The sequence below is a fragment of the Streptomyces sp. DSM 41931 genome, assembly GCF_050271085.1.
In the GTDB taxonomy this organism is placed as follows: Bacteria; Actinomycetota; Actinomycetes; order Streptomycetales; family Streptomycetaceae; genus Streptomyces; species Streptomyces albogriseolus.
This window is the reverse complement of sequence record NZ_CP189902.1, coordinates 2,096,483-2,119,789: the sequence shown is the minus strand read 5'-3', so window position 1 is coordinate 2,119,789 and position 23,307 is coordinate 2,096,483. Positions and strand designations below refer to the sequence as shown.

20 protein-coding genes are annotated in these 23,307 nt (G+C 72.6%); 13 read left to right on the top strand and 7 right to left on the bottom strand.

Features of this window, described 5'->3' with window-relative positions:
- Positions 1–4 precede the first annotated feature (4 nt).
- Positions 5–1,255 carry an MAB_1171c family putative transporter gene (locus ACP7TJ_RS09925; protein WP_266396771.1) on the bottom strand — a complete coding sequence of 417 codons (1,251 nt, stop codon included), beginning with the start codon at positions 1,253–1,255 and terminating at the stop codon, positions 5–7.
- Positions 1,252–1,845: a toxin-antitoxin system, toxin component family protein gene (locus ACP7TJ_RS09920; RefSeq protein ID WP_176710863.1), complete on the bottom strand. Its 594-nt coding sequence runs from the start codon at positions 1,843–1,845 to the stop codon at positions 1,252–1,254. The genes ACP7TJ_RS09925 and ACP7TJ_RS09920 overlap by 4 nt, the downstream gene beginning before the upstream one ends.
- 234 nt (positions 1,846–2,079) lie before the next feature.
- Here ACP7TJ_RS09920 and ACP7TJ_RS09915 point away from each other — a divergent pair, with 234 nt between their 5' ends.
- Positions 2,080–3,585 (top strand): alpha-N-arabinofuranosidase, encoded by a 1,506-nt coding sequence (locus ACP7TJ_RS09915; RefSeq protein ID WP_427762835.1) that lies wholly within the window; start codon positions 2,080–2,082, stop codon positions 3,583–3,585.
- 34 nt (positions 3,586–3,619) lie between these two features.
- Here ACP7TJ_RS09915 and ACP7TJ_RS09910 read toward each other — a convergent pair whose 3' ends face one another.
- On the bottom strand, positions 3,620–6,454 hold the full coding sequence (locus tag ACP7TJ_RS09910; protein WP_427762834.1) for a beta-galactosidase: 2,835 nt from the start codon (positions 6,452–6,454) through the stop codon (positions 3,620–3,622).
- A gap of 332 nt (positions 6,455–6,786) precedes the next feature.
- Between ACP7TJ_RS09910 and ACP7TJ_RS09905 the strand changes: the two genes are divergently transcribed.
- Entirely contained in the window at positions 6,787–7,434 is a 648-nt protein-coding gene (locus ACP7TJ_RS09905; RefSeq protein ID WP_093767713.1) for a DUF4360 domain-containing protein, read from the top strand.
- A gap of 34 nt (positions 7,435–7,468) precedes the next feature.
- Here the strand turns inward: ACP7TJ_RS09905 and ACP7TJ_RS09900 are convergent, their stop codons facing one another.
- The 4 genes from ACP7TJ_RS09900 to ACP7TJ_RS09885 all read right to left on the bottom strand — a co-directional run bounded on the left by ACP7TJ_RS09900 (position 7,469) and on the right by ACP7TJ_RS09885 (position 12,176).
- Positions 7,469–8,680 (bottom strand): helix-turn-helix domain-containing protein, encoded by a 1,212-nt coding sequence (locus tag ACP7TJ_RS09900; RefSeq protein ID WP_367546906.1) that lies wholly within the window; start codon positions 8,678–8,680, stop codon positions 7,469–7,471.
- A gap of 170 nt (positions 8,681–8,850) precedes the next feature.
- A complete protein-coding gene (locus ACP7TJ_RS09895) occupies positions 8,851–9,792 on the bottom strand; it encodes a hypothetical protein (protein ID WP_320584949.1) in 942 nt (313 codons plus the stop codon).
- Between the two features lie 41 nt (positions 9,793–9,833).
- Positions 9,834–11,441: a DUF6801 domain-containing protein gene (locus ACP7TJ_RS09890; protein WP_427762833.1), complete on the bottom strand. Its 1,608-nt coding sequence runs from the start codon at positions 11,439–11,441 to the stop codon at positions 9,834–9,836.
- A 102-nt stretch (positions 11,442–11,543) separates the two neighbouring features.
- Positions 11,544–12,176 (bottom strand): hypothetical protein, encoded by a 633-nt coding sequence (locus ACP7TJ_RS09885; RefSeq protein ID WP_093767716.1) that lies wholly within the window; start codon positions 12,174–12,176, stop codon positions 11,544–11,546.
- Between the two features lie 524 nt (positions 12,177–12,700).
- Between ACP7TJ_RS09885 and ACP7TJ_RS09880 the strand changes: the two genes are divergently transcribed.
- The 11 genes from ACP7TJ_RS09880 to ACP7TJ_RS09830 are packed head-to-tail and all read left to right on the top strand — an operon-like array spanning position 12,701 to position 23,304.
- Positions 12,701–13,705, top strand: coding sequence for an ABC transporter ATP-binding protein (locus tag ACP7TJ_RS09880; protein ID WP_427762832.1), 1,005 nt, complete (start codon positions 12,701–12,703; stop codon positions 13,703–13,705).
- Positions 13,702–14,466, top strand: coding sequence for an MlaE family ABC transporter permease (locus ACP7TJ_RS09875; protein ID WP_093767718.1), 765 nt, complete (start codon positions 13,702–13,704; stop codon positions 14,464–14,466). Before ACP7TJ_RS09880 ends, ACP7TJ_RS09875 begins: the two co-directional genes overlap by 4 nt.
- Before the next feature lie 6 nt (positions 14,467–14,472).
- Positions 14,473–15,279: an MlaE family ABC transporter permease gene (locus ACP7TJ_RS09870; RefSeq protein WP_093767719.1), complete on the top strand. Its 807-nt coding sequence runs from the start codon at positions 14,473–14,475 to the stop codon at positions 15,277–15,279.
- Between the two features lies 1 nt (position 15,280).
- Positions 15,281–16,546 (top strand): MCE family protein, encoded by a 1,266-nt coding sequence (locus ACP7TJ_RS09865; RefSeq protein ID WP_387618667.1) that lies wholly within the window; start codon positions 15,281–15,283, stop codon positions 16,544–16,546.
- Positions 16,543–17,601, top strand: coding sequence for an MCE family protein (locus ACP7TJ_RS09860; RefSeq protein ID WP_189911209.1), 1,059 nt, complete (start codon positions 16,543–16,545; stop codon positions 17,599–17,601). The genes ACP7TJ_RS09865 and ACP7TJ_RS09860 overlap by 4 nt, the downstream gene beginning before the upstream one ends.
- On the top strand, positions 17,598–18,641 hold the full coding sequence (locus tag ACP7TJ_RS09855) for an MCE family protein (protein WP_427762828.1): 1,044 nt from the start codon (positions 17,598–17,600) through the stop codon (positions 18,639–18,641). Before ACP7TJ_RS09860 ends, ACP7TJ_RS09855 begins: the two co-directional genes overlap by 4 nt.
- The gene (locus ACP7TJ_RS09850) at positions 18,638–19,681 is read left to right on the top strand and encodes an MCE family protein (RefSeq protein WP_189911211.1); all 1,044 of its coding nucleotides are present in this window, start codon (positions 18,638–18,640) and stop codon (positions 19,679–19,681) included. The genes ACP7TJ_RS09855 and ACP7TJ_RS09850 overlap by 4 nt, the downstream gene beginning before the upstream one ends.
- On the top strand, positions 19,678–20,862 hold the full coding sequence (locus ACP7TJ_RS09845; RefSeq protein ID WP_427762826.1) for an MCE family protein: 1,185 nt from the start codon (positions 19,678–19,680) through the stop codon (positions 20,860–20,862). Before ACP7TJ_RS09850 ends, ACP7TJ_RS09845 begins: the two co-directional genes overlap by 4 nt.
- Entirely contained in the window at positions 20,859–22,151 is a 1,293-nt protein-coding gene (locus tag ACP7TJ_RS09840; RefSeq protein ID WP_266396751.1) for an MCE family protein, read from the top strand. The genes ACP7TJ_RS09845 and ACP7TJ_RS09840 overlap by 4 nt, the downstream gene beginning before the upstream one ends.
- A complete protein-coding gene (locus ACP7TJ_RS09835) occupies positions 22,148–22,663 on the top strand; it encodes a hypothetical protein (RefSeq protein WP_228917006.1) in 516 nt (171 codons plus the stop codon). Before ACP7TJ_RS09840 ends, ACP7TJ_RS09835 begins: the two co-directional genes overlap by 4 nt.
- Complete coding sequence (locus tag ACP7TJ_RS09830; RefSeq protein ID WP_266545925.1) at positions 22,660–23,304, top strand: hypothetical protein; 645 nt, start codon at positions 22,660–22,662, stop codon at positions 23,302–23,304. Before ACP7TJ_RS09835 ends, ACP7TJ_RS09830 begins: the two co-directional genes overlap by 4 nt.
- Positions 23,305–23,307: the final 3 nt, after the last annotated feature.

The following is a 23,307-nucleotide window of genomic DNA, read 5'->3' as shown; positions in this document are numbered from 1 at the left end:
GTTCTCATTCGCCGGACGCGCCGCGGGGCACGGCCGCCGGGGGTTCCGCCGCGAGGGAGGCGGCCCGTGCGCGGACCGCCTCCACGACGTGGGGGCGGCGCAGTTCCCGGGAAACGGCGCCGATCTCCCGCAGCAGGTCGGTGGTGTCGGGGTCCTGGGTGCCCTCGTCGTCCGGCGCGCGGCGCCGGCACTCGACCGCCTCCAGGATCGACACGGCGTTCGCCAGCGCCCGGGCCCGCTCCGGCGGGAACCCGAGACCGAGCGCCGCCTCGCGTGCCCGGTCACGCCGTTCCTCGTCGATGTGCCGGGCCAGGGTGAGCAGTTCGTCCCGGATGAACGTCTCCCGGCGGATCAGGCGCAGCTCCGGGGTGGCGCGCAGCAGGAACGGCACGCCCCTTCCGTCGGCCGAGCGCATCAGCAGGTAGAGCGGGCGGAGACGGTGGAAGGCGAGCCGGACGTGCCAGCGCTCGTGCAGGTACTGGCCCGCGTGCGGGAGGATGAAGCCCACCGCGATCAGGATGGCCGAGAGGCAGGCGACGGGCGGCGCGAGGTCGGTGCTGAGCCAGTCCAGGTCGTGGCCGGTCCAGCGGGCGGCGACGGCCGTGAGCTTGGCCGCGTCGAAGACGATGTTCAGCGCGTAGCCGACGCCCAGGAACTTCAGGCCCCACCGCAGCCAGGCGTCCAGCTCCGCGGTCTGCACCCAGTTCCACAGCAGCCTGCAGGTGATGAGGACGGCGACCGTGTGCGCGAGCAGGTAGAGCAGGATCTGCTCACGCATGAACGGCGTGGTGGCGTAGTACGTGTCCAGGTCCCGCAGCCGCTCCTCGGACGCGTCCGCGAGGAAGAACAGCACCCACAGGGCGACGATCACCCCGGAGTAGAGGGAGACCACCCAGCGCATCGCCCGCCGGGTGGCGGCGGAGCGGTCCGACAGCCCGTTGCGCCAGGCGATGATCAGCAGCAGACAGGAGGCGCAGAACGCGGTGAGGAGCGAGTAGCACCACGGCGCCGATATGTTCGGCACGCCCGTGAGGCGGTTGACCCGGGCGATGGTCGTGGGCGCCACGAAGACGAAGACGGTGCAGGCGAGCAGCAGCAGCCCGCCCACCGCGCGCAGCAGGGGGTCGCGCCACAGCCGCACGATGGTGGGCAGCTTGATGATCAGGGCCGCGGTGAGGACGCCCGTGGGGATCCAGAAGGAGATGTGGAAATCGCCGAGGACGTCCGAGGGCGTGAGGGCGAGCGGGGCGGTCACCGGTGCGTTCCCCGCCGCCCGCGGTAGCCCAGGGCCCGCTGCAGGGGACCGGCGTCGGTGTCCCGGTCGTCCAGGAGGGCGCGCACGGCGGCGGCCATCCGGTGTCCGAACTCGTCGGCCTCGGCCTCGTCGGCCTCGCGGGAACCGTCGCGCGCGGCCATCGCGAGCGCGGCGGCCCAGTCCGGTGCGCCGTCCGTGAGGACCCGCTCAGCCGCCGCCGGGGCGTGGTGCCGGTGCCCCGCGTGCATGTGCCACAACTCGTGGCCGAGGATGACCAGTTGCTGCATGGCCTCCGCCCGCTCCTCCACGATGACCAGGTCGAAGTCCTGGAACTCCACCCACAGGCCGGTCACTTCGATCTCGTCCGGGAAGCGTTCGAAGCGCAGGACGACGGGCCGCCCCCCGCGCCGCGAGCTCATCTCCTCGCACAGTACCCGGCACGCCGCCCGGGCGTCCGTGAGGGGACCGGGCCGTGCGCGGAGCGCGGTGGCGAGATCGCCGGCCAGGCGGCGCAGGGCCGCGCGGGTGCGGGACCGCCGCAGCGCGGAGGCGAGCCGTACGGCCCGCGTCCGTGCGCCCGCGCCATCCATCGGATCCCCTCGCCCGTGCGACCGCCGCACCTCAGGCTGTTCGAGCCTACGCGGACGGATGTGTCCGCGTCACGCGATCCGCGACCGCCGGGGACGGGACGGGGTGCGCGGCGGGCGAGTTCCGTCCGGGGGATTGACGCGTCATCCCCCGCCCTTTACGGTCCCGTTCGAAGTTACGGGCGCCATTCGGAATCTCGAACACGTCGCCGAACCGACCTCCCCCGAAAGGACACGATGCGCACCGCCCGCTTCACCCTGGACCCCGCCTTCACCGTCGGCACGGTCGACCCCCGGCTGTTCGGCTCGTTCGTCGAGCACCTCGGCCGGTGCGTCTACACCGGCGTCTTCGAACCGGGCCACCCCACCGCCGACGCCTACGGCATCCGCGGCGACGTCCTGGACCTGGTCCGCGAACTGGGCGTCACCGCCGTCCGCTACCCCGGCGGCAACTTCGTCTCCGGCTACCGCTGGGAGGACTCCGTCGGCCCCGTCGAGGAGCGCCCGCGCCGCCTGGACCTGGCCTGGCGGTCGACCGAGACCAACCGCTTCGGCCTGTCCGAGTACCTCTCCTTCCTGCGGAAGATCGGGCCGCAGGCCGAGCCGATGATGGCCCTCAACCTCGGCACCCGGGGCGTCGCCGAGGCCCTCCAGCTCCAGGAGTACGCCAACCACCCCGGCGGCACCGCCCTGTCCGACCTGCGCGCGGAGCACGGCGACAAGGATCCGTTCGGCATCCGCCTGTGGTGCCTGGGCAACGAGATGGACGGCCCCTGGCAGACCGGTCACAAGACCGCCGCCGAGTACGGCAGGACCGCCGCCGAGACCGCCCGCGCCATGCGCCAGATCGACCCCGGCGTGCAGCTCGTCGCCTGCGGCTCCTCGGGCCGCTCCATGCCCACCTTCGCCGAGTGGGAGGCCACCGTCCTCCAGGAGACGTACGACCTGGTCGACTACATCTCCCTGCACGCCTACTACGAGCCGCTCGACGGCGACGTGGACTCCTTCCTCGCCTCCGCCGTCGACATGGAGACCTTCATCGAGGACGTCGTCGCCACCTGCGACCACGTCGGGGCCCGCCTGAAGTCCCGGAAGAAGATCAACCTCTCGTTCGACGAGTGGAACGTCTGGTACATGTCCCGCACCGAGGAGCAGGTGAGCGCGCTCGACTGGCCCGAGGCGCCGCGCCTGCTGGAGGACAACTACAGCGTCATGGACGCCGTCGTCCTCGGCTCGCTGCTGATCGCGCTGCTCCGGCACGCGGACCGGGTCACCGTCGCCTGCCTCGCCCAGCTGGTCAACGTCATCGCCCCGATCATGACCGAGCCGGGCGGCCCGGCCTGGCGGCAGACGACGTTCTTCCCGTTCGCCCAGGCGTCGAGGTACGGCCGCGGCGAGGTCCTCGACGTGCGCGTGGACTCGCCGACGTACGAGACGAAGCGGTACGGGGAGGCGGACCTGCTGCACGCGACCGCGGTGCGGGGCGAGGACGGCACGGTCACCCTGTTCGCCGTCAACCGCTCGCGCACCGGGTCGCTGCCGCTGGAGGTCGCGCTGAACGGGCTCGGCCTGACGTCCGTCGTCGAGCACAGCGTGCTCGCGGACGACGACCCCGACGCCCGCAACACCCTCGCCGAGCCGGAGCGGGTGGCGCCGCACGCGGCCGAGGGCACCACGCTGGACGGCGGCCGCCTCTCGGCCGTGCTGGAGCCGCTGTCCTGGAACGTGATCCGGCTGGCGTGACGCCGCGCCCGGTGTCCGTCGCGCGCCGGCGGGCTCACCTCCCCGGTGGGTCCACCGGCTCGACCGGGACGCCGCCGCGCGCCGCGCCCAGCAGCGTCAGCCTGGCCGTCCCCGGCCCGGCCGGGGTGGTCCCGTCGGACAGCACCGCCAGCGCCAGGGTGTTGGCGCCGCGGGTGCGCAGGATGCCGTTCGGCAGCGCGAAGGTGTGCTGCGGGCCCACGTCGTTGACGTACTGGCCCAGGTTCCAGCCGTTGAGGAAGATCTGCACCCGGTAGGCGCGCTCCGGGTCGTCCTCCAGGGTGAGCCCGACCGACGCGTCGAGGTCCGGTTCGAGACCCAGCCGGAACCGGGTGCGGTACCAGGTGACGCCCTGCCGCTGCTGCGCGCGCGGGAACTCCACCACCCGCCAGCCGCGGTCGTCGTGGTCCGGCAGATGCCAGCCGCGCCGCTCCCCGAACAGACCGCCGTTGTTGAACGGACCGGTCACCCGCTCCGGGTCGGCGGCGCCCCGCACGCGCCACTCGACAGCGCGGTCGCCGCCCTCGAACTCGACGGCGACCAGCCCGCGCGCGGCCTTGTGGGCGTCCTCGCCGGGCTCCGTCCCGGCGTGCTGCATGGGCCGCACCAGCACCGACAGCACATGCTCGCCGGGGGTGCGCACCGCCCCGGGGACGGTGAACCGCGCCGTGGCCGTCCAGGTGCCGCGCGCGGCGGTCTCCTCGTCGGGCGCCGGCATGCGGTGGGCGCCGAGCGGCCGGCCGTCCAGCCAGGCCATCAGCAGCCCCTGGGTGCCGGTGCCGCAGGACAGCGCCACCGACCGGATGCCGCTCAGGTCCTCCAGCCGTCCCCGGTACCAGATGTCGCCGTGGTGGAAGCCGTAGTCGTCGGCGAACAGCACGGGCCCGCCCTCGGGCACCGGTGTGGTGCTGTGCGAGGTGGTGCGGTCGGCGACCGTCCAGGCCGAGTCGTCGAAGTCCGGGTCGGACTCCGGGTTCTCGGTGCGGCACCGCCAGCCGTCGAGGGCGGGCAGCGCCACCGCGCGCACCGCGGGCATCAGCCCCTCCATCACCCGGCTGCGGGCACGGCCGACGTAGGTGGGCACCGGTTGGCCGTTCCAGGTGACCTCGGCGACGCCGCGCGGGCCCCACACCTCCACGCCGGTCTCCACGGTGACGTCACCCGTCAGATGGAGCGTGGCGTCGCGCAGTTCGGCCGAGCGCAGCACGGCGGGGCCGTAGACCACGAGCGGCCCGGCCGGGGTCTCGTGGGTCCACAGGCGCAGCGCGGTCTCGTCGTCGGCGAACAGCAGCACGAGGGGTGTCTCGGAGTCGCCGTCCTTGACCAGCACCCGGCTCAGGCCGCCCACGCCGAGCGGGGCGACCACGTTCAGCCGGCCCTGGTCGTAGGCCCAGGCGGGTTCGGTGTCCGCGCGGTCGGCGCCCGGCTGCTTCTCGCAGTCCAGGGCGAGCTGGGCGGTCTCCCCGTGACGGCCGACGAACACGGCCACGTCCTGCCGCCCGGTGGAGACGCAGAGCATCGGCTGGGCGGTGGTGTACGCCAGCTTGCGGTGGCCCAGGCGCAGCCCGGAGGCGACCAGCTTGGCGTCGCCCGCGGCCACGGTGACCGGCACCTCGATGCCGGTGCCGGGCAGCAGGGCGCGCACCTCCTCCTCGGTGTCGTTGCGCACCACGAAGAACCGCGCGCCGGTGTCGGGGTTGGCCAGCCGGCGCACCGTCAGCCGGCCGTCCGCGGCGCGTTCCGGCCCGTCCCCGTCCGGTTCCAGCCGGGCCAGGTCGGGCACGGTGCGCACCAGATGGCCGAGCTGCTGGACGGCGGCCATGTTCGGCGCGGGCTGGCGCCCCTCGTCGAGCACCGCCCCGTAGTCGTACGAGGTGTAGACGCCCGGTCCGGGCAGCCAGCCCCACGACGTCCCGCCGAACCCCATGCCGGTGTGGTGCACGGTGACCCGGTCGGCGAGGGCGGTGAGATGGCGCCGCCGCTCGTGGACCGCGTCGTGGGTCTCGCGCACCCGCGCGTACCCCTCGCCGCCGGACAGCGGCCCGCCCCAGGCGTCGGCCGCCCCGCCCGCCACGGCGGTGAGACCGGCTGTGGGCGGCCCGTCGCCGCCGGTCCAGCCCTCCCCGTCCAGCACGGGCACGTCGATGCGGTCGGCGCGCACCTTCGCGTGCAGCCGGGCCCGGTGGGCGCGCGCCGCCGCGTCCCCGGCCGGCACCGGACGCCCGTCCTCCAGCCGGTACAGCAGCACCGTCCCGCCGCCCGCGGTGTACAGATGCCGTACGGCGATGGCGTCGACGGCGGCGAGCCACGCCTCGGCGTGCCGCAGATACTCGGGGTCGTCGGTGCGGGCGGAGCCCGGGGCGGCCGTCAGCCAGCCGGGGAGGCCGCCGGCGTCCAGGTCCGCGCCGACGTAGGGGCCGGGCCGCAGCACCACGTACAGCCGCTCCTCGGCGGCCACGGACAGGAAGCGGTTCAGGTCCCGCACCCCGGTGAAGTCGTGCACGCCGGGCGCCGGGGAGTGGACGTTCCACGGCACGGGCACGTCGACGGCGGTGAAGCCGTGGGCGCGCAGCTTCTGCAGCACGTCCCGCCACAGCGACGGGCTGGGCAGCCGGAACGGGTGGACCTCGGCGGACCACAGCACCAGCCGCCTGCCGTCGACCAGCAGGGAGTGCCGGTCGTAGGTGACGCGATGGCGCCGGCCGTCGGCCTCCGGCGGCGGGGGCGGCGGTCCGGTCGGCACGACGCGCGACCCCTGCGGGCCGGTCGCCGCCCCGCCGCTGCCGGCCAGCGCGAGGCCGAGCGCGGCCGTGCCGGCCAGGGCGGTGAAGGTGCGCCTGCTGAGCTCCAAGGGAGCGCCTCCTGGTCTGTGCCACAAGCGGTGCTGGTGGGTCATTCTCCCCGAACCGGAACGGCCCTTCGTCCACCCGGGAGTCCCGGCACGCCTGTGGGATTCGGCGGCGGCCCGTGGCGTTCACCGGCGGTATACCGACCGGGAGTGAATGGCCGGAGTTCGCCCTGTCCGGCCGTGGCGGCGCTCCATACGATGCGAGCGCTCCCGGTCTTCACCGCGCCTTCATGCCTCCTTCACGAAGCCGGGGCTGCATGTGCCCGCATGTTTGGCATGTGCATGACGTTTCAACCATCGCACCGCACCAACCCCCCACCCAAGGATGGAGAACCATGGCTGGAGGCCTGCTCCTCGGCGTCGCGGCGGCCACGCTGCTCGGCGCCGCGCTGCCCGCGCACGATCCGGGGTCCTCGTTCGACGACCCGCCGCCGGACAAGATCGTCATCAAGGTCGCCACGGTGAACGGGTCGGGATGTCCCGCCGGTACCGCGGCCGTCGCCGTCTCGGCCGACAACACCGCGTTCACCGTGACCTACAGCGACTACCTCGCCCAGGCCGGCGGGACCTCCGACCCCACGGCCGCCCGCAAGAACTGCCAGCTCAGCCTGCTCGTCCATGTCCCGCAGGGCTTCACCTACGCCATCGCCAGCGCCGACTACCGGGGCTTCGCCGCGCTCCAGCCCGGCGCCCGGGGCACCCAGCGGGCCTCGTACTACTTCCAGGGGTCGCCCAACACGGAGTACCGCACGCACTCCTATGCGGGTCCGTACGACGACAACTGGCAGGCCACGGACGAGACCGACTGGGCGCAGCTCGTCTACGCGCCCTGCGGTGTGCAGCGCAACTTCAACATCAACACCGAGCTGAGAGTCGCCGCGGGGACCGACCCGACGAAGGTCAGCTACATGGCGATGGACTCCACGGACGGCGACATCAGCACGGTGTACCACCTGGCGTGGAAGGAGTGCCCGGAGAAGTGACCGGACGGCGGGGGCGGGCGCCGGCCCGCCCCCGTCACCGCGCGCCGTCGCGGCTGCGCAGATGGCGCGCGCGCAAGGCCACCTCGAGAGCGAACCGGTGGTCGGGGTCGGCGAGCCGGTCGCCCAGGTAGGCGTCCAGCGTCCGCAGCCGGTAGCGCACCGTCTGGGCGTGCACGCCCAGCATCTCGCCGACCTGTTCGGCGGAGGCGCGGGTGGAGACGTGCACCCGGAGGGTCTCGACGAGCCGGTCGCGCCGCTTGGCGGTCAACCCGTCGAGCGGGGCCAGCTCACGGGCGGCGAGACGGTCGACGAGAGCCGGGTCGGACAGCAGCCACAGGGTCGTCAGATGCTCCTCGCAGCGGACCAGCGGGGCGTCGGGCACGACGCCGTCGTCGACGAGCTGGAGCACGCGGCGCGCCCAGCGGATGGAGTCCGCGGCCTGGGCGACCGGCACGGTCAGGCCCACCGCGGCACGGGTGCCGGACAGGGCCGTGTGGAGCATCTGGACGCGTTCGGGGGTGAGTTCGCCGGGCACCAGCAGATGCGGCTGCGGGATGTCGAAGTCGGCGAGGACGTCGCTGTCGAGTCCCGCCTGGATGTGCTCGGGAACCGGGGGACGCAGGGCGACGAGGAAGCAGGTCCGGGGCAGTTCCCAGGCGGCGGACGCGCACAGTTCGGAAACGGTCGTCCGGGGAAGCGGGGAGGCGGCCAGTAAGAGGTGTAACAGCTGTCTTCGTAACGCGGACACCTCGGACGCGGCTCTCTCCCGTACCTCCGTGTACCCCTCGCGGGTGACGGCCTCCAGCTCCTCGACGTAGGCGAACAGGGCGTCGGCGAAGGCGAGGACCAGGGAGGGGGAGAGGCTGTGCTGCCGCCCCAGCGTCTTGGCCCGGCGCAGGGCGATGCGCGCGCCGAGCCGGTAGGCGCCCTGCAGCACCTCCAGGTCGCGGCCCTCGTAGGCTTCCACCCGGCCGAACCTGCGCAGGAGGTCGTCCCGCAGCTCCGAGGTCGTGGAGGGGTCGGCCACCCGGTCCACGAAGGCGGTGAGGGCCTGCTCGACCCCCTGGCGGATGGCGTGCCCGTCGGGGCCGTTGAGCAGCCTGCCGTACACCGGGTAGGCGCGGGTGACCTCGGTCCGTATCTCGTTCAGCAGTCCCGGCAGCAACGGCCGCATGAAGGCGGCGAACTGCCGGGGGAGAGGGTCGAGCGGCTCGCCGAGCACCGAAGGACGTGCGCTTGAGGGCATGACTGATCCCTTGCTCTCCGACCTGTCCGGCAGAGCGGCCCGGCCGGGCACGCCCCGTGGGGGGGCGAAGCCCGGCCGGGCCGCAACGAGCACCGGGTCCCGAAAAGCTGACGGTAAGTCAACTTAATTGCCTTGTACACCTCTTGGGCAGAAACCGCTTCACAGAAACTTCACCGGACGGCGGAGTGCCAGTGCCGCGCCAGCACCTCGCCGGCCCGGGGAGCGGCGGTGCCGGGTGCGTTGAGGCCGGTCAGGTGGGTCTGCGTGTCGTTCAGGGTGAGGCTGTTGTTCCCGGAAGGCGAGGGCAGCCCGGTCTTCGCGTTGACCGCGGCGTTGATGAGGCCGATGTTCAGCCCGCAGCCGGTGGCGGCGGGGACCGCGAAGGTGCTGTCGTTCTGGGTGGCGCCGGTGAGGTTGATACGGCTCATCTCGCCGGCCGGGTCGAGGGTGCCGTCCCCTTGGAAGAAGGTCATGTCGAATGCCGGGTAGTTCCGGTTCTCGGGCAGCAGCACGATCGGGTTGGCGGCCGTGCCGATGTAGCACTTGCTGCCGAGCAGCGGGTTCTCCAGGTGGATGCGGACCGGCAGGGCGACGATGGGCATGTCGGTCAGGACGCCGGCCGTCTGGTTGAAGTCGTAGGGCGCGCCGACCGACTCCATGGTCGCGGTGATCTTGTTGAGGCTGGAGTTCTCCAGCGACTCGCAGAGGCCCGTGATCACGGGTATGGCGCTGGGACACATCAGGCCGAGCAGCCCGCCGGGCACGGTGGCCGGTTCGGCGACCAGCGCGCCGCCGGGCGGGGCCACCACGCTGCTGGTGCCGTCGGCGTTCTGGACGATGCCGATCTGCAGGTTCGTCTTCCCGGTGACCACGGTGGTGTCGCCCAGCTTAATGGAGCCGCCGGACGAGGTGGACACCACGCACTGCGGGGTCCTCTCGAAGCCGTCGGCGGCCAGCATCGCCGGCGCGTCCACGGGGCAGCGGGTGAACGGGGCCCACTCGCCGTTCAGCGCGGGGTCGGCCGCGGTCGCCGTGCCGAGGGAGGCGAAGGCGCCCAGCGCGGTGAGCGCGGAGACGGTGGCGAGCCTGGTGCGGGGGGTGAACGACTGCATGGCGGTGGCCTTTCTCGGGGGGAGGGGGCGGGCCGGGCGGCTCAGCGCTCGGCGACCGGGATCTGGTAGGGCTGGAGGTCCTCCGTGCACTGGCCCTTGGTGTCCGGGGACTCGAACACCGGGACGAGGGGGGTGCACGTCTGGCCCTGGACCTGCTTGATGTAGTTGCCGGGACCGGAGACGGAGGCGGTGAGCAGACGGTCGAGGTCCTCGCCGTCGGTGCCGCAGCCGGTGAAGGCCGGAATGGTCACCTCGCCGGACAGCGGGCCGCCGGTGAGGATCGTGTAGCCGGTGACGTCCTGGCCGAGGACCTGTTCGGCCTTGCCGTACAGCACCACATGGTCGCCGGGATGCTTGGCGGGGTCCGGGTCGGCGGAGGTGAGGGACGTCTCGGTCCGGCAGCCTGGACCGACGTCCAGGGGAGTGCCGTTGACCTCGAGGGCGGTGACCTGGGCGACCAGGGGGACCCGTACATGGGTCTCCGTGGTCATGAACAGGTCGGAGAAGCGCATCTTCATCCGCGCGTCGATCCTCATCGGACCTGTCTGCTTGAGCACCATGGTGGCCTTCACCGGGGCGAAGTCGAAGGAGAGGAAGGTGCTGTCGTAGGGCGGCGTCTGCCTGCGTCCCTGGTAGCTGAGTTCGCCGTACGTCTCCAGGACCATGACCAGGTGCTCGGGGTCGAAGGGTTCGTCGACCGGGATCTGGAACTCTCCCCCGTCGATCAGCACGCAGGACGGCGGCAGGTACGAGGCGGCCTTCTGCTTCTTCACGTTGGCGTAGCCCGTGACGTAGGCGTTGAGCGACAGGGGCGTGGGCGGGTTCCGCTCGTCGTAGCGGCACGGCGGCACGTCACGGTCGGCGGCGGTGCCCGGTGCGTTCTCCGGCACCTCCGGGGACCGCTCGCCCTGCCGGTCCCGCGGTCCGTCCGCCGGGGCCGGGGACGTCCCGCCGGGTGCGGGGGACGTCCCGCCGGGCGCCGGGGCGGACGGCGGACCGCCGGCCCCCGGTGCGTCCGGGACGGCCGGCACGGTGGCCAGCAGCCCCTTGTCCGGCGCGTCCTCGGCGAGCGCGCAGTCGACGGCCGTTGAGCCGGTCCCCGCGCCGTTGCCGGCGTCGTCCTCCGGACCCGGCGTCAGGTCGATCGCCAGGCCGCCCGCGGTGAAGGTCAGGGCGCCGTCGCTCCGGCCCGTCACCGAGGGGACGTCGCCCGTCGTGGTCAGCGTCAGCGGCCCGGACTCCGGCAGGGCGACGGGACCGGAGTCCCCCCGCCATGTCGCCGTGGCCGCGGCCGAGTCCTGGGCCACGTCCACGGCGAGCGCGGTGCGGGCGCGCACCTCGGACGCGTCGCGCAGGGGGAGGTCCGCCACCGCTTCCGCCGGGAGCTCCACCGTGGTGGTGACGCCGGTGGGGATGAACGCCTCACCCGCCCGGAACCGCTGCGGGAACTCCGCCGAGATCCGCACCGTCACGGGCGCCTTCCCCGAGGGGAACGCGCAGACGTAGGGGAGTTCGGCGTCGACCTCCTGGGTGTCCGAGGCCGACGCCGTGGCCGGGATCAGGGCGGCGAGCACGACGAACGCGGCCGTCGACGTGAGCGTGGCGCGGACTCGGCGGGGCCGCGGGGTGGCGGCTCGTTGGACTCTCATACAGCTCCGCTCGGCGGAAGGGACGGTGTCGGGGGGATCCGGGACAGAGCCCGCGAACGCCCGGCCGGGGTGCCGGCCGGGCGAGGGTGAGCGGGCGGCGGCCTACGGGTTGGAACCGACGATGGTCGGGATGGTGGTGGTACCGGCCACCTTGACGGCGTAGTTGCCCTTGAAGGTGGGCTTGGTGCTGGTCGTGACGATCGCCCCGCAGTTGACGGGGTTGCTGACCGTCAGTTCACCGGCGACGCTGTTGACCGCCAGGACGCCGGTGCTGTTGGTGTAGGTGGCCGAGGCCTTGCCCGCCACCGTGAACTTGCAGACGCCGGCGCTCACGTTGGCCTTGACGTTGCCGACGTAGCCCGTGGTGACGCCGGTGGCGGAGTTGTAGTCCACCGCGACGACGTCCCAGGGGGTGACGGCCACGGTGGTGACGTTGCCCAGGACGCTGGTGCACGGAGCGCCGGACGTGCCGAAGTTCATGGTGCTGATGGCGGCGACGTTCGCCGGGTTGCCGGTGGTGCTCGCCATCGTCCCGCTCGCGTTCGAGGCCGTGCAGGTCATCGGGATGGTGGCGGTCAGCACGATGTTGCCGGCGTTCACGGCGGTGAAGGCGGCCGGTGACGGGCTGACGGTCCACACCGTGGAGGGCGCCGCGGAGGCGGGACCGGCGGTGAGGGCGAGAGCGGCCGCGGCCGCACACGCCGCGACGGCTGTTTTCTTCAGGTGATGCGTCATGTCCGGGTATCTCCTTGAGGGTCGGCCCGATGGGACGTGCCATGACGTTACTTGCGGTAAACGCGGCGGAACAATGCGGCGTTCCATGATTTCTTCGGGAAAGGGAACAAGCTGTTCCCTGGGTGAGGCAATTCCGGTCCGCATTCATCACGTGCTGTCAAGGAAGGAGGGGCGGCCGGTGTGGGCGGGGGCTTCCCGGCGGGCCTGCGCGGCAGGCCGTGGTGCTCACCGGCGGACAGTTTCCGAGGGCGTCCTTGTGCTCCCGCTGACAGGTTTCACAGGGCGTGGGCCGGTTCCCCGGAAAACTCGTCATGCGGTGTTGCCCGCTGAGGTTACTCGGCCGTAACGTGCCGGTGCGGTGCTCGGCTCCGGGTCACCGGCCCCCGACTGGGGGAGCCCCGGCGGACGTCCCACCGGCCTTGCCCTCCCGCCGGCCGGCGTCGGGCCGGTGTGTTGTCCGCGTGGTGACAAGTCGCGGAGAGGTGCGCCCGCTGTGTGTGTCACGGGCGTCCGCTGGAGGTGATATGGGAATCGAAGTAGTGGTCGAAGGGCTGACCAAGTCCTTCGGCAAGCAGAACATCTGGCGGGACGTGTCACTCACTCTCCCGGCCGGAGAAGTCAGTGTGATGCTGGGCCCCTCCGGCACCGGAAAAACCGTCTTTCTGAAGTCGCTCATCGGGTTGCTCAAACCCGAGAAAGGCCGTGTCCTCATCAATGGAGTGGACATGGTGAACAGTCCGGAAAGGGATATCTACGAGACTCGCAAATTATTCGGTCTCATGTTCCAGGACGGCGCCCTTTTCGGGTCCCTGTCCCTTTTCGACAACATCGCCTTCCCGCTGCGTGAGCACACCCGCAAGAAGGAGTCGGAGATCCGCCGTATCGTCATGGAGCGGATCGAGGTCGTCGGACTGCTGGGTGCGGAGGGCAAGCTTCCGGGCGAGATCAGCGGAGGCATGCGCAAGCGGGCCGGGCTGGCCCGCGCGCTCGTGCTGGACCCGCAGATCATCCTGTGCGACGAACCGGACTCCGGGCTCGACCCGGTCCGCACCGCCTACCTCTCGCAGCTGCTGATCGACCTGAACGCGCAGATCGACGCGACCATGCTGATCGTCACCCACAACCTCGACATCGCCGCCACCGTGCCCGACAACATGGGGATGCTCTTCCGGCGCGAGCTCGTCACCTTCGGTCCGCGCGAGGTGCTCCTCACCAGCGACGAGCCGGTCGTGTCCCAGTTCCTCGGCGGCCGGCGCGAGGGGCCCATCGGCATGTCCGAGGAGAAGGACGCGGCCACCCTCGCCGCCGAGGCGAACACCGCGACCCCCGCCGCGGCCCGGGTGATCGTGCCCCAGCTCGAGCCGTCCCCCGGTCTTCCGCCGCGTCGTGCCGTCGCGCGACGACGTGAGCGTGTCATGAGCATGATCGACACCTTGCCGCCGGCCGCGCGCTCCGCCATCCGGGAGACCTACGCGCGGGACGCCGGGGCGGTCACCGTGACGGCGCCCCTCGCCGGGAGCGGCGCATGATCACCGGCGCGCTGCGCGAGACCGGCCGGCTCTTCGCGCTCGCCGCCGAGGTCGGCCGCGCCGTCTTCCGAAGACCCTTCCAGTTCCGCGAGTTCACCGAACAGTTCTGGTTCGTCGCGAGCGTGACGATCCTGCCCGCCGCCCTCGTCTCCATCCCCTTCGGCGCCGTCATCGCCCTCCAGGTCGGCTCCCTCACCCAGCAGCTGGGCGCCCAGTCGTTCACCGGAGGCGCCAGCGTCCTCGCCGTCGTCCAGCAGGCGAGCCCGCTCATCGTCGCCCTCCTCATCGCCGGCGCCGGCGGCTCGGCCATCTGCGCCGACCTCGGCTCCCGCACCATCCGCGAGGAACTCGACGCGATGGAGGTCATGGGCGTCTCCCCGGTACAGCGGCTGGTGGTGCCCCGGGTGCTGGCCGCCATGGGCGTCGCGGTCCTGCTCAACGGCCTGGTCTCCGTCGTCGGCATCCTCGGCGGCTACTTCTTCAACGTCGTCATGCAGGGCGGCACCCCCGGCGCCTACCTCTCCAGCTTCTCCGCCCTCGCCCAGCTTCCCGATCTGTACGTCAGCGAACTGAAGGCCCTGGTCTTCGGGTTCATCGCCGGCATCGTCGCCGCCTACCGGGGCCTCAACCCGCGCGGCGGCCCCAAGGGCGTCGGCGACGCCGTCAACCAGTCCGTCGTCATCACGTTCCTCCTGCTCTTCTTCGTCAACATGGTGATGACGGCCGTCTACCTCCAGATCGTCCCGCCGAAGGGAGGCTGAGGTCCGATGGCCTCCCCGCTCGCCCTGCTCGACCGCTCCGGCGACCATCTGCTCTTCTACGTACGGGCCCTGCTGTGGATACCGCGGACCCTGCGCCGCTACCTCAAGGAGGTGCAGCGCCTGCTGGCCGAGGTGGCCTTCGGCTCCGGCGGCCTCGGCGTCGTCGGCGGCACCATCGGCGTGATGATCGCGATGACGCTCTTCACCGGGACCGTCGTCGGGCTCCAGGGCTACGCGGCCCTCGACCAGATCGGCACGGCCGCGTTCACCGGATTCGTCTCCGCCTACTTCAACACCCGGGAGATCGCCCCCCTGGTCGCCGGCCTCGCCCTCTCCGCGACCGTCGGCGCCGGCTTCACCGCCCAGCTCGGCGCCATGCGCATCAACGAGGAGGTCGACGCACTCGAGGGCATGGGCATCCGCTCCATGCCCTACCTGGTCACCACCCGCATCATCGCCGGCGTCGTCGCCATCGTCCCGCTCTACGCCATCGGGCTGCTCTCCTCCTACCTCGCCTCCCGCTACGTGACCGTCCTGTTCAACGGACAGTCCCGAGGGACGTACGACCACTACTTCAACCTCTTCCTCTCCCCGACGGACGTGCTGCTCTCCGTGCTGAAGGTGCTGATCTTCAGCGTGATGGTGATCCTCGCGCACTGCTACTACGGGTTCCGCGCCTCGGGCGGCCCCGCCGGTGTCGGTGTCGCCGTCGGACGGTCCGTGCGCAACGCCATCGTCCTGATCAGCGTCACCGACTTCTTCCTGTCGCTCGCCCTGTGGGGCGCGACCACGACCGTGAAGGTGGCGGGGTGAGATGAACGGACCCCGGGGATCCCGAGGACGGACCCTGCGCCGCCGGCTCGCCGGAGTGGTGTTCGTGCTGGTGCCCGCCCTGCTGATCTGGCTGGCCGTCGCCGTCTACGACAAGAGGTTCACCGCGTCCGACCCGGTGGTGGTCGAGACCGACGGCGTCGGCAACCAGATGCACCCGGGCGCCGAGGTGAAACTGCGCGGCGTCGTCGTCGGCGAGGTCCGCGCCATCGACGCCACCGGTGACGGCGCCCGCCTCACCCTCGCCATGAAGCCCGGCACACTGGACGCCGTCCCCTCCGACGTCCGCGCCCAGATGCTGCCCACCACCCTGTTCGGCGAGCGGTTCGTCGCCCTCGTGCCGCCGGAGAACCCCTCGCCCGAGCCGCTGGCCGCCGGAGCCGTCATCCCCCAGGACCGCTCCGCGAACGCCGTCGAACTCCAGCAGGTGCTTGACGACGTCCTGCCCATGCTCACCGCCGTCCAGCCGCAGAAGCTCTCCGCGACCCTGTCGGCCGTCTCGCAGGCCCTGGAAGGCCGCGGGGGCCGGCTCGGCGAGACGCTGAGCCTGCTGGACGAGCACCTGGCCGAGTTCAACCCGCACCTGCCCGCACTCAACCGCGACCTCAGGGAACTCGTGAAGGTCGGCCATGTCTACGCGGACGCCGCGCCCGACGTCATCACGGCGCTCACCGACTTCACCACCACCAGCGGCACCCTCGCCGAACAGGAGGCCCAACTCGCCTCCACCCTCGGCGCCACCACCCGGACGGCCGAGGACATGACGGCCTTCCTGCGCGAGAACCGGGGCAACCTCATCCGCCTCACCGCCGCCGGCCGGCCGACCCTGGAACTGCTCGCCGCGTACTCCTCCTCCTTCCCGTGCACCCTGCGCACCCTCGCCGAGTTCGTCCCGGCCATGGACCAGGCGCTCGGCAAGGGCACCGACCGGCCCGGCATCCACGTCGACGTCACCTCCGTCCCCGCGCGCGGCGCCTACCGCCCCGGCCGCGACACCCCGGTGTACGACTCGGGCGGCGGGCCCCGCTGCCCCTCCGTGCCCTACGTCGGCCCGCTGCCCCGGCCCACCGCGCGGTCCGCCTCCGCCGCGGCCGCCGAGGACCTCGGGCCCGCCAACTCCCCGGCGGAGAACGACCTCGTCAACGAACTGCTCGCGCCCGCCGCCGGCGCGTCCCCAGGCGACCTGCCCGACTGGAGCAGCCTCCTCGTCGGGCCCGTCTACCGCGGTACGGAGGTGACCCTCGGATGACCGGCCCCGACACCGCGCACACCCGGCGCCGTCCGCTGACCGGACCGCTGCTCAAGTCCCTCGCCTTCGTGGTGGTCACCGCCCTCGCCACCACCCTGCTCGGCCTCGGCGTGGCCGGCTCCGGCGCGGGCGGCGGCGGCCGTACCTACCACGCCCTCTTCACCGACGTCACCGGGCTCCGGGACGGGGACAGCGTGCGCATCTCCGGCGTGACGGTCGGCGAGGTGACCGACGTACGCGTCGTGCAACGGCGCCTCGCGCAGGTCACCTTCACCGTCCGCGAGGACCGCCGCCTGCCCCGCTCGACCACCGCCGCGGTGAAGTACCTCAACATGGTCGGCCAGCGCTACGTGGCCCTCGGCCGCGGCAGCGGCGACCTCGGCGGAGCCCTGGAGGAGGGCGCCACCGTGCCGCTGGACCGCACCACCCCCGCACTCGACCTGACGCTCCTCTTCAACGGCTTCAAGCCGCTGTTCGAAGGGCTCTCCCCGAAGGACGTCAACGAGCTCGCCGGATCGATCGTGCAGGTCCTCCAGGGCGAGGGCGCCACCGTCGACAGCCTGATCCGCCGCATCGGCTCGCTCAGCACCACCGTCGCCGCCAAGGACAAGGTGATCGGCGCGGTCGTGGAGAACCTCACCACCGTCCTGGACACCCTCAACGACCGCGAGGACAGCTTCGACGACCTCGTCGTCACCCTGCGGGACCTCGTCTCCGGCTTCGACGAGGACCGCGAACCCCTCGGCCGGGCCGTCGTGGCCATGGGCGACCTGACCACCGTGACCGCCGGCCTCCTCGACGACGGGCGCGCGCCCCTGAAGCGGGACATCCGCGAACTGGGCCGGCTCTCGCGCAACCTCGGCGAACACACGCCGCAGATCGAGGAGTTCCTCGACCGGACCCCCGCCAAGATGACCGCCCTGGCCCGACTGTCCTCCTACGGATCGTGGTTCAACCTCTACCTCTGCGAGGCGCGTGTGAGCGGAGTGACCACCTCGGACGGCTCCGAACCGCCGACCGGCATCGCGATCACCGAATCGAGGTGCCGCGGATGAGGCGCCCGCGCGTGAGACCGGTCAAGGACCGCGACCCCGTCGCCGTCGGCATCGCCGGCCTGCTCGCCCTCACCCTGCTCGGCGGCCTCGCCTACGGCGCGGACCGGCTCCCGTTCACCGGAGGCACCGCCTACAGCGCCGACTTCTCCGAGGCGGCGGGCCTCGACGAGGGCGACGAGGTGCGCATCGCCGGCGTCAAGGTCGGCAAGGTCACCGGCGTCGCGCTGGACGGCGCCAAGGTGAAGGTCTCCTTCACCGTCGAGGACGCCTGGATCGGCGACCGCACCACCGCCGCCATCGCCGTCAAGACCGTGCTGGGCGACAAGTATCTGGCCGTCGACCCGCTCGGGTCCCGGCCGCAGGACCCCGGCAGCCGCATCCCGTCGTCCCGCACCACCTCCCCCTACGACGTCACCCAGGCGTTCCAGGACCTGAGCGGCACCGTCGACGCCATCGACACCCGCCGGCTCGCGGAGAGCTTCGAGACCATCTCCGACACCTTCAAGGACTCACCTCCCCATGTGAGCAAGGCCGCCACCGGCCTGTCCGACCTGTCCCGCTCCGTCTCCAGGCGCGACGCGGAGCTCTCCCGGCTCCTCAAGGGCAGCGCCCGCTTCAGCAAGACGCTGGAGAACAAGAAGTCCAGCTTCGAGACCCTCATCGAGGACGGGGGATCCCTGCTCGGCGAACTCAGGAAGCGGCGGGCCGCGATCAGCGCCCTGCTCAAGGGCAGCCGCGACCTCGGAACCGAACTCGGCGGCCTGGTGAAGGACAACGAGAAACAGCTCGGCCCCACCCTCAAGGCACTCGGCCGGGTGACCGGCGTCCTGGAGAAGAACAACGACCAGCTCGGCAGGACGCTCGCCCTCGTCGGCCCGTACTACCGCATGGTCGGCAACACCCTGGGCAACGGCCGCTGGTTCGACAGCTACCTGTGCGGCGTCGTGCCCCCCGGCTACCTGCCGGAGACGTCCCGGCCCGAGACCGGATGCCTGCCGCCGAAACAGCCGGCGGCCGCCTCAGGGAGCGGTGAGCGATGAGCCGACGCGGAAAGATCCTCAGCGGGCTGCTCGCCCTGGTGGTGCTGGCCGCCGGCGGACTGGCCGCCGCCTCGGCCCTCGCCCCCGACGGCATCCGTGTCACCGCCTACTTCGACCGCGTCATCGGCGTCTACGCCGGATCCGACCTGCGCATCCTCGGCGTCCGGGTCGGCGAGGTGGAGTCGGTGCGGCCGCAGGGCACCACGGTCCGCGTGGACCTGCGCCTCGACGAGGGGGTCAAGGTCCCCGAGAACGCGCGGGCCGTCGTCGTCGCCCCCAGCGTCGTCGCCGACCGGTACGTGCAGCTCACCCCCGCCCACACGACCGGCCCCGCCCTGGCCGACGGCGCCGTGCTGCCCGCCTCGCGCAACCGGATCCCCGTCGAGATCGACCAGATCTACGACTCGATCACCGAACTCGCCGACGCGCTCGGCCCGGACGGCGCCAACGCCGAGGGCGCCCTGTCCGGACTGCTGCGGACGGGCGCCGCCAACCTGGACGGCAACGGGGAGGCCATCGGCACCGGCGTCGAGGAGTTCGGCAAGGCGGCCAAGACCCTGGACGGCAGCAGCGGCGACCTGTTCCGAACGCTCCGCAGCCTCCAGACCTTCACCACCATGCTGAAGGACAAGGACACCGACGTGCGCACCGCGCAGGAACGCCTCGACGAGGTCGTCGGCTTCTTCGCCGACAACAAGGACGACCTCACCGGCGCGCTCGAGGAACTCGGCAAGGCCCTCGGCCAGGTGAAGACCTTCATCGAGGACCACCGGGGCGAGTTGAGGAAGAACGTCGACCGGCTCGTCCCGATCACCCGCACGCTGGTGCGGCAACGGGCCTCGCTGGCCGAGGCGCTGGACGTGGCGCCGCTGGCCGCGGGCAACGTCGTGAACGCCTACAACCCCGACACCCGCACCCTCGACGGCCGCGCGAACCTCAACGAGATCAGCATGGGAGGACCCCTGCTGCCGCTGCCCGTCACCGGCGCCTCCGCCCCGGGCGGCGACGGGCCCGCGAGCGAGGGGAAGGGGGAGAGATGAAGCGCGGCACACGGACCGGAGGACGGGCCGCCTCGGCGCTCGGACGCGGCGCGTTCACCACCGGCCGGGTGGCCGGCCTCACCGTCGGCGGACTGATCGCCCTCGGCCTCGGCTTCACCCTCGCCGTCGGCGGAGTCGCCGCCCTGCCCCGCGGCTTCGGCGGCGTCGAGGACCTGCCGCTGCCCGGCGGCGCCGACCTCGGCGACCGTCCCTACACCGTCACCGCGGAACTCGGCGACGTGCTCAGTCTCGTCCCGCACTCCGCGGTACGGGTCAACGACGTCGCGGTCGGCCGGGTCACCGGCATCGAGCTCGGTGACGACTGGACGGCCCGCGTCACCATGGAGATCAACGGCGCCGTCACGCTGCCCGCCGACGCCACCGCGCGCCTGGAGCAGTCCAGCCTGCTGGGCGAGAAGTACGTCCAGCTCGTCGCCCCCCGCGGGAAGAGCGAGGGCGGCAGGCTGTCCGACGGCAGCGTCATCCCGCTGTCCCGCACCAGTCGCACCACCGAGGTCGAGGAGGTGTTCGGCGCGCTGTCCCTGCTGCTCAACGGCGGCGGCGTCAACCAGCTGAAGACCATCACCCGGGAACTCAACGCGGCGCTCGGCGGCCGGGAACCCGAGGTCCGCTCCATGCTCCGGCGGGTGAACACCCTGGTGACCGACCTCGACGACCACCGGAAGGACATCACCGACGCGCTCGACGCCGTCAGCCGGCTCTCCTCCACCCTCGCCCACCGCAAGGACGACGTCGGGACCGTCCTCACCGGCCTCTCGCCCGGGCTGAGGACGCTGGAGCGGCAGCGCGGCTCGCTGCTGACCATGCTGCGCTCCCTCGACACGCTCTCCGGCGTGGCCGTGTCCACCGTCGACGCGAGCAAGGACGACATGATCGCCGACCTCAGGGCCATCGCGCCGACGCTGAAGGAGCTCGCCGACGCCGGCGCGGACCTGCCCGACTCGCTCCAGGTGCTGGTGACCTACCCCTTCACCGACGAGGTGCTGAACGGGGTGAAGGGCGACTACCTCAACACCTACCTGAGCATGGTCGCCCTGCCCGGGACCCAGGTGATCCCGCCGATCGACGACCCGCGGCCCTCCCCGACGCCCTCCGTGTCCGCGTCCACGCCCGGCGCGGACAGCGCACCGGCGGCCCCGGAGGCAGGTGAGAGCAGGTGATCACCCTCGCCGTACGGCTGAAGAACCTCGCCTTCCTCCTCGTCGCCGTCCTCGCCCTCTCCTACCTCGGCATCCGCTACGCCGACCTCGGCCGGCACGTCGGCGTCGCCGACCACTACACGGTCGACGTGCTACTGCCGCGCACGGGCGGGCTGTTCACCCACGCGGACGTGACGTACCGAGGCGTCTCGGTGGGCCGGGTCGGCCCGATCGGCCTGACCGACGACGGGGTCGTCGCCGAGCTGCGGATCAAGAAGTCCGCCCCCCGCATCCCCGCCGACACCAAGGCCGTGGTCGCCGGGCTCTCCGCCGTCGGCGAGCAGTACGTCGACCTGCGGCCGGAGAGCGACGGGTCCCCCTACCTCACGGACGGCGCCCGCATCGAACAGGCCGACACCCAGGTGCCCGCCCCCGTCACCGACGTCCTCGCGAGCGTCGACGCCCTGGTGCGGTCGGTTCCGCAGGACGATCTGCGCACGGTCGTCGACGAGCTGGGCAAGGCGTTCGAAGGGCACGGCGACGACCTCCAGGTGCTGCTCGACAGCGGCAGCGACTTCGTCCGGGCCGCCGACCGGGCCCTGCCGTCCACCACCCTGCTCATCACCGACGGCGAGACCGTCCTGCGCACCCAGGCCCAGGAGGGCGAGGCGATCCGCGGCTTCGCCGAGGGCGCGGAGGAACTGGCCCGTGCCCTCAAGGGATCCGACGCCGACCTGCGCCGCCTCCTCGCGGTCACCCCCGAGGCCGCCACCCAGGTCAGCGGCGTGCTGCGGGACCTCGACCCGAGCCTCGGCGTCGTGCTCGCCAACCTCCTCACCACCGCGGAGGTCGCCGTCACCCGGCAACGAGGCATCGAGGAACTGCTCGTGACCTATCCGGCGGTCGTCTCCGCCGGCTCCACCGCCGTCGACGGAGGGAAGCTGAACCTCGGCATGGCCGTCACCTTCTTCGACCCCCTGCCCTGCACGGCCGGGTACGGCGCCACGCGCTACCGCAACGGCCTCGACCTCGGCACCGCGCCGCCCCTGAACACCGGCGCGGCCTGCACCGCCCCGGCGTCGACGGGAGTGAACGTGCGCGGCTCGGCGAACGCCCCGAAGGGCGGCGCGGTGCCCGAACCGGCCAGACCCGGCTCCCTGCCCTCGGGCAGCTCGGCCGGCTCGGCCGGCGGCCCGGCGCAGCGCGGCGGCGCGGCGCTTCCCGGTGCGCTCGCCCTGCCCGGGCAGAGCGGCGAGGCACCGCGCGACCTGAGCCACGTCCTCGCCCCGGCCGGCGGAGGCACCCGATGAGGCGGGCCAGGATCCTCGCCGGGGCGGGGCTCGCGCTGGCCCTCGGCTTCTGCGGCACAGGCGCGTGGACGTACGCCCAGGCACGCACCGACGACGCGCTCGCGTACGGCAGGGAACGGGACGAGGCGCTCGCCGACGGGCGCCGGGCACTCGCCGTGCTCACCACGATCGACGCCTCCACACGGCAGCGTGCGCAGGCAAGCGTCCGGAACTGGCGCGACGTCTCCACCGGCCCGCTGCGCGAGGAGCTCGGCGGCACCGGGGCCCGCGCGGGGGCCTCGGCGCGCGGCACGGTCACCGAGGCCGCCGTCACCGCGCTCGACACCCGCTCCGGCACGGCCAAGCTGATCGCCACCGTCCGCGTCGCGACCACACCGGCCGGGACGAAGAAGCCGGCCGTCGACCGCAAGCGCCTGGAGCTGGTCCTGGCCCGCACGGGCGAGGGTGTGTGGAAGGCGAAGGCACTGAGCGCCGTACCGGTCCAAGGGGAGAGGGAGGAGAGCGGCCGATGACACGGACGTGGCTGCCCCGCCGGGCCGGCGCGCGTGAAACCGGGACGGGACAGGACCTCGACGGCGAGGGTCCGGGGACCGAGCGGCCCGGGCAGGAGACGGGCGGCGGCCTGCCGGCGGACGCGTCCGGCCGTTCGCGGGGCCCGCGGCTGAGGCGGGCCGTCGCGGCGGGGGCCGCCGTGGCCCTGGTCCTCGGCGGCTGCGGCTTCCTCCACGCCGCCCACCAGCTGAGGTCGGCCGAGTCCGCCCGGAACCGGGCGCTCACCGACACCGAGGCCACCAGCCGGGTCGCCGGGGACATCGGCAACGCCCTCGCCCGCGTCTTCTCCTACACGCCCGACGGCACCGCCGCCGCCGAGCGCTCGGCGCGCACCGTCCTCGACGGGCGGGCCGCCCGCCAGTACGCGACCCTCTTCGACCGCGTCCGCGAGGACCTCACCGCGCAGCGCGTCACCCTGAGCACCCGCGCCGTCCGCACCGGTGTGGTCGAACTCGAAGGCGACCGGGCCCGTCTGCTGGTCTTCCTCGACCAGACCTCCCGCCGGGGCGAGGGCGCGGCCACCGTCGCGGCGGCGCAGCTCACGGTCACGGCACGACTCGAGGACGACCGGTGGCGGATCGTCGACATCAAGGCCCGCTGACCA

Bases quoted from the DNA above. Each gene is read 5' to 3' on its own strand.
- ACP7TJ_RS09920 (WP_176710863.1), bottom strand. From the start codon at position 1,845: ATGGATGGCGCGGGCGCACGGACGCGGGCCGTACGGCTCGCCTCCGCG.
- ACP7TJ_RS09860 (WP_189911209.1), top strand. From the start codon at position 16,543: ATGACCGGCCCCGACACCGCGCACACCCGGCGCCGTCCGCTGACCGGA.
- ACP7TJ_RS09855 (WP_427762828.1), top strand. From the start codon at position 17,598: ATGAGGCGCCCGCGCGTGAGACCGGTCAAGGACCGCGACCCCGTCGCC.
- ACP7TJ_RS09915 (WP_427762835.1), top strand. From the start codon at position 2,080: ATGCGCACCGCCCGCTTCACCCTGGACCCCGCCTTCACCGTCGGCACG.
- ACP7TJ_RS09865 (WP_387618667.1), top strand. From the start codon at position 15,281: ATGAACGGACCCCGGGGATCCCGAGGACGGACCCTGCGCCGCCGGCTC.
- ACP7TJ_RS09880 (WP_427762832.1), top strand. From the start codon at position 12,701: ATGGGAATCGAAGTAGTGGTCGAAGGGCTGACCAAGTCCTTCGGCAAG.
- ACP7TJ_RS09845 (WP_427762826.1), top strand. From the start codon at position 19,678: ATGAAGCGCGGCACACGGACCGGAGGACGGGCCGCCTCGGCGCTCGGA.
- ACP7TJ_RS09885 (WP_093767716.1), bottom strand. From the start codon at position 12,176: ATGACGCATCACCTGAAGAAAACAGCCGTCGCGGCGTGTGCGGCCGCG.
- ACP7TJ_RS09830 (WP_266545925.1), top strand. From the start codon at position 22,660: ATGACACGGACGTGGCTGCCCCGCCGGGCCGGCGCGCGTGAAACCGGG.
- ACP7TJ_RS09895 (WP_320584949.1), bottom strand. From the start codon at position 9,792: ATGCAGTCGTTCACCCCCCGCACCAGGCTCGCCACCGTCTCCGCGCTC.
- ACP7TJ_RS09835 (WP_228917006.1), top strand. From the start codon at position 22,148: ATGAGGCGGGCCAGGATCCTCGCCGGGGCGGGGCTCGCGCTGGCCCTC.
- ACP7TJ_RS09850 (WP_189911211.1), top strand. From the start codon at position 18,638: ATGAGCCGACGCGGAAAGATCCTCAGCGGGCTGCTCGCCCTGGTGGTG.
- ACP7TJ_RS09890 (WP_427762833.1), bottom strand. From the start codon at position 11,441: ATGAGAGTCCAACGAGCCGCCACCCCGCGGCCCCGCCGAGTCCGCGCC.
- ACP7TJ_RS09875 (WP_093767718.1), top strand. From the start codon at position 13,702: ATGATCACCGGCGCGCTGCGCGAGACCGGCCGGCTCTTCGCGCTCGCC.
- ACP7TJ_RS09870 (WP_093767719.1), top strand. From the start codon at position 14,473: ATGGCCTCCCCGCTCGCCCTGCTCGACCGCTCCGGCGACCATCTGCTC.
- ACP7TJ_RS09905 (WP_093767713.1), top strand. From the start codon at position 6,787: ATGGCTGGAGGCCTGCTCCTCGGCGTCGCGGCGGCCACGCTGCTCGGC.
- ACP7TJ_RS09900 (WP_367546906.1), bottom strand. From the start codon at position 8,680: ATGCCCTCAAGCGCACGTCCTTCGGTGCTCGGCGAGCCGCTCGACCCT.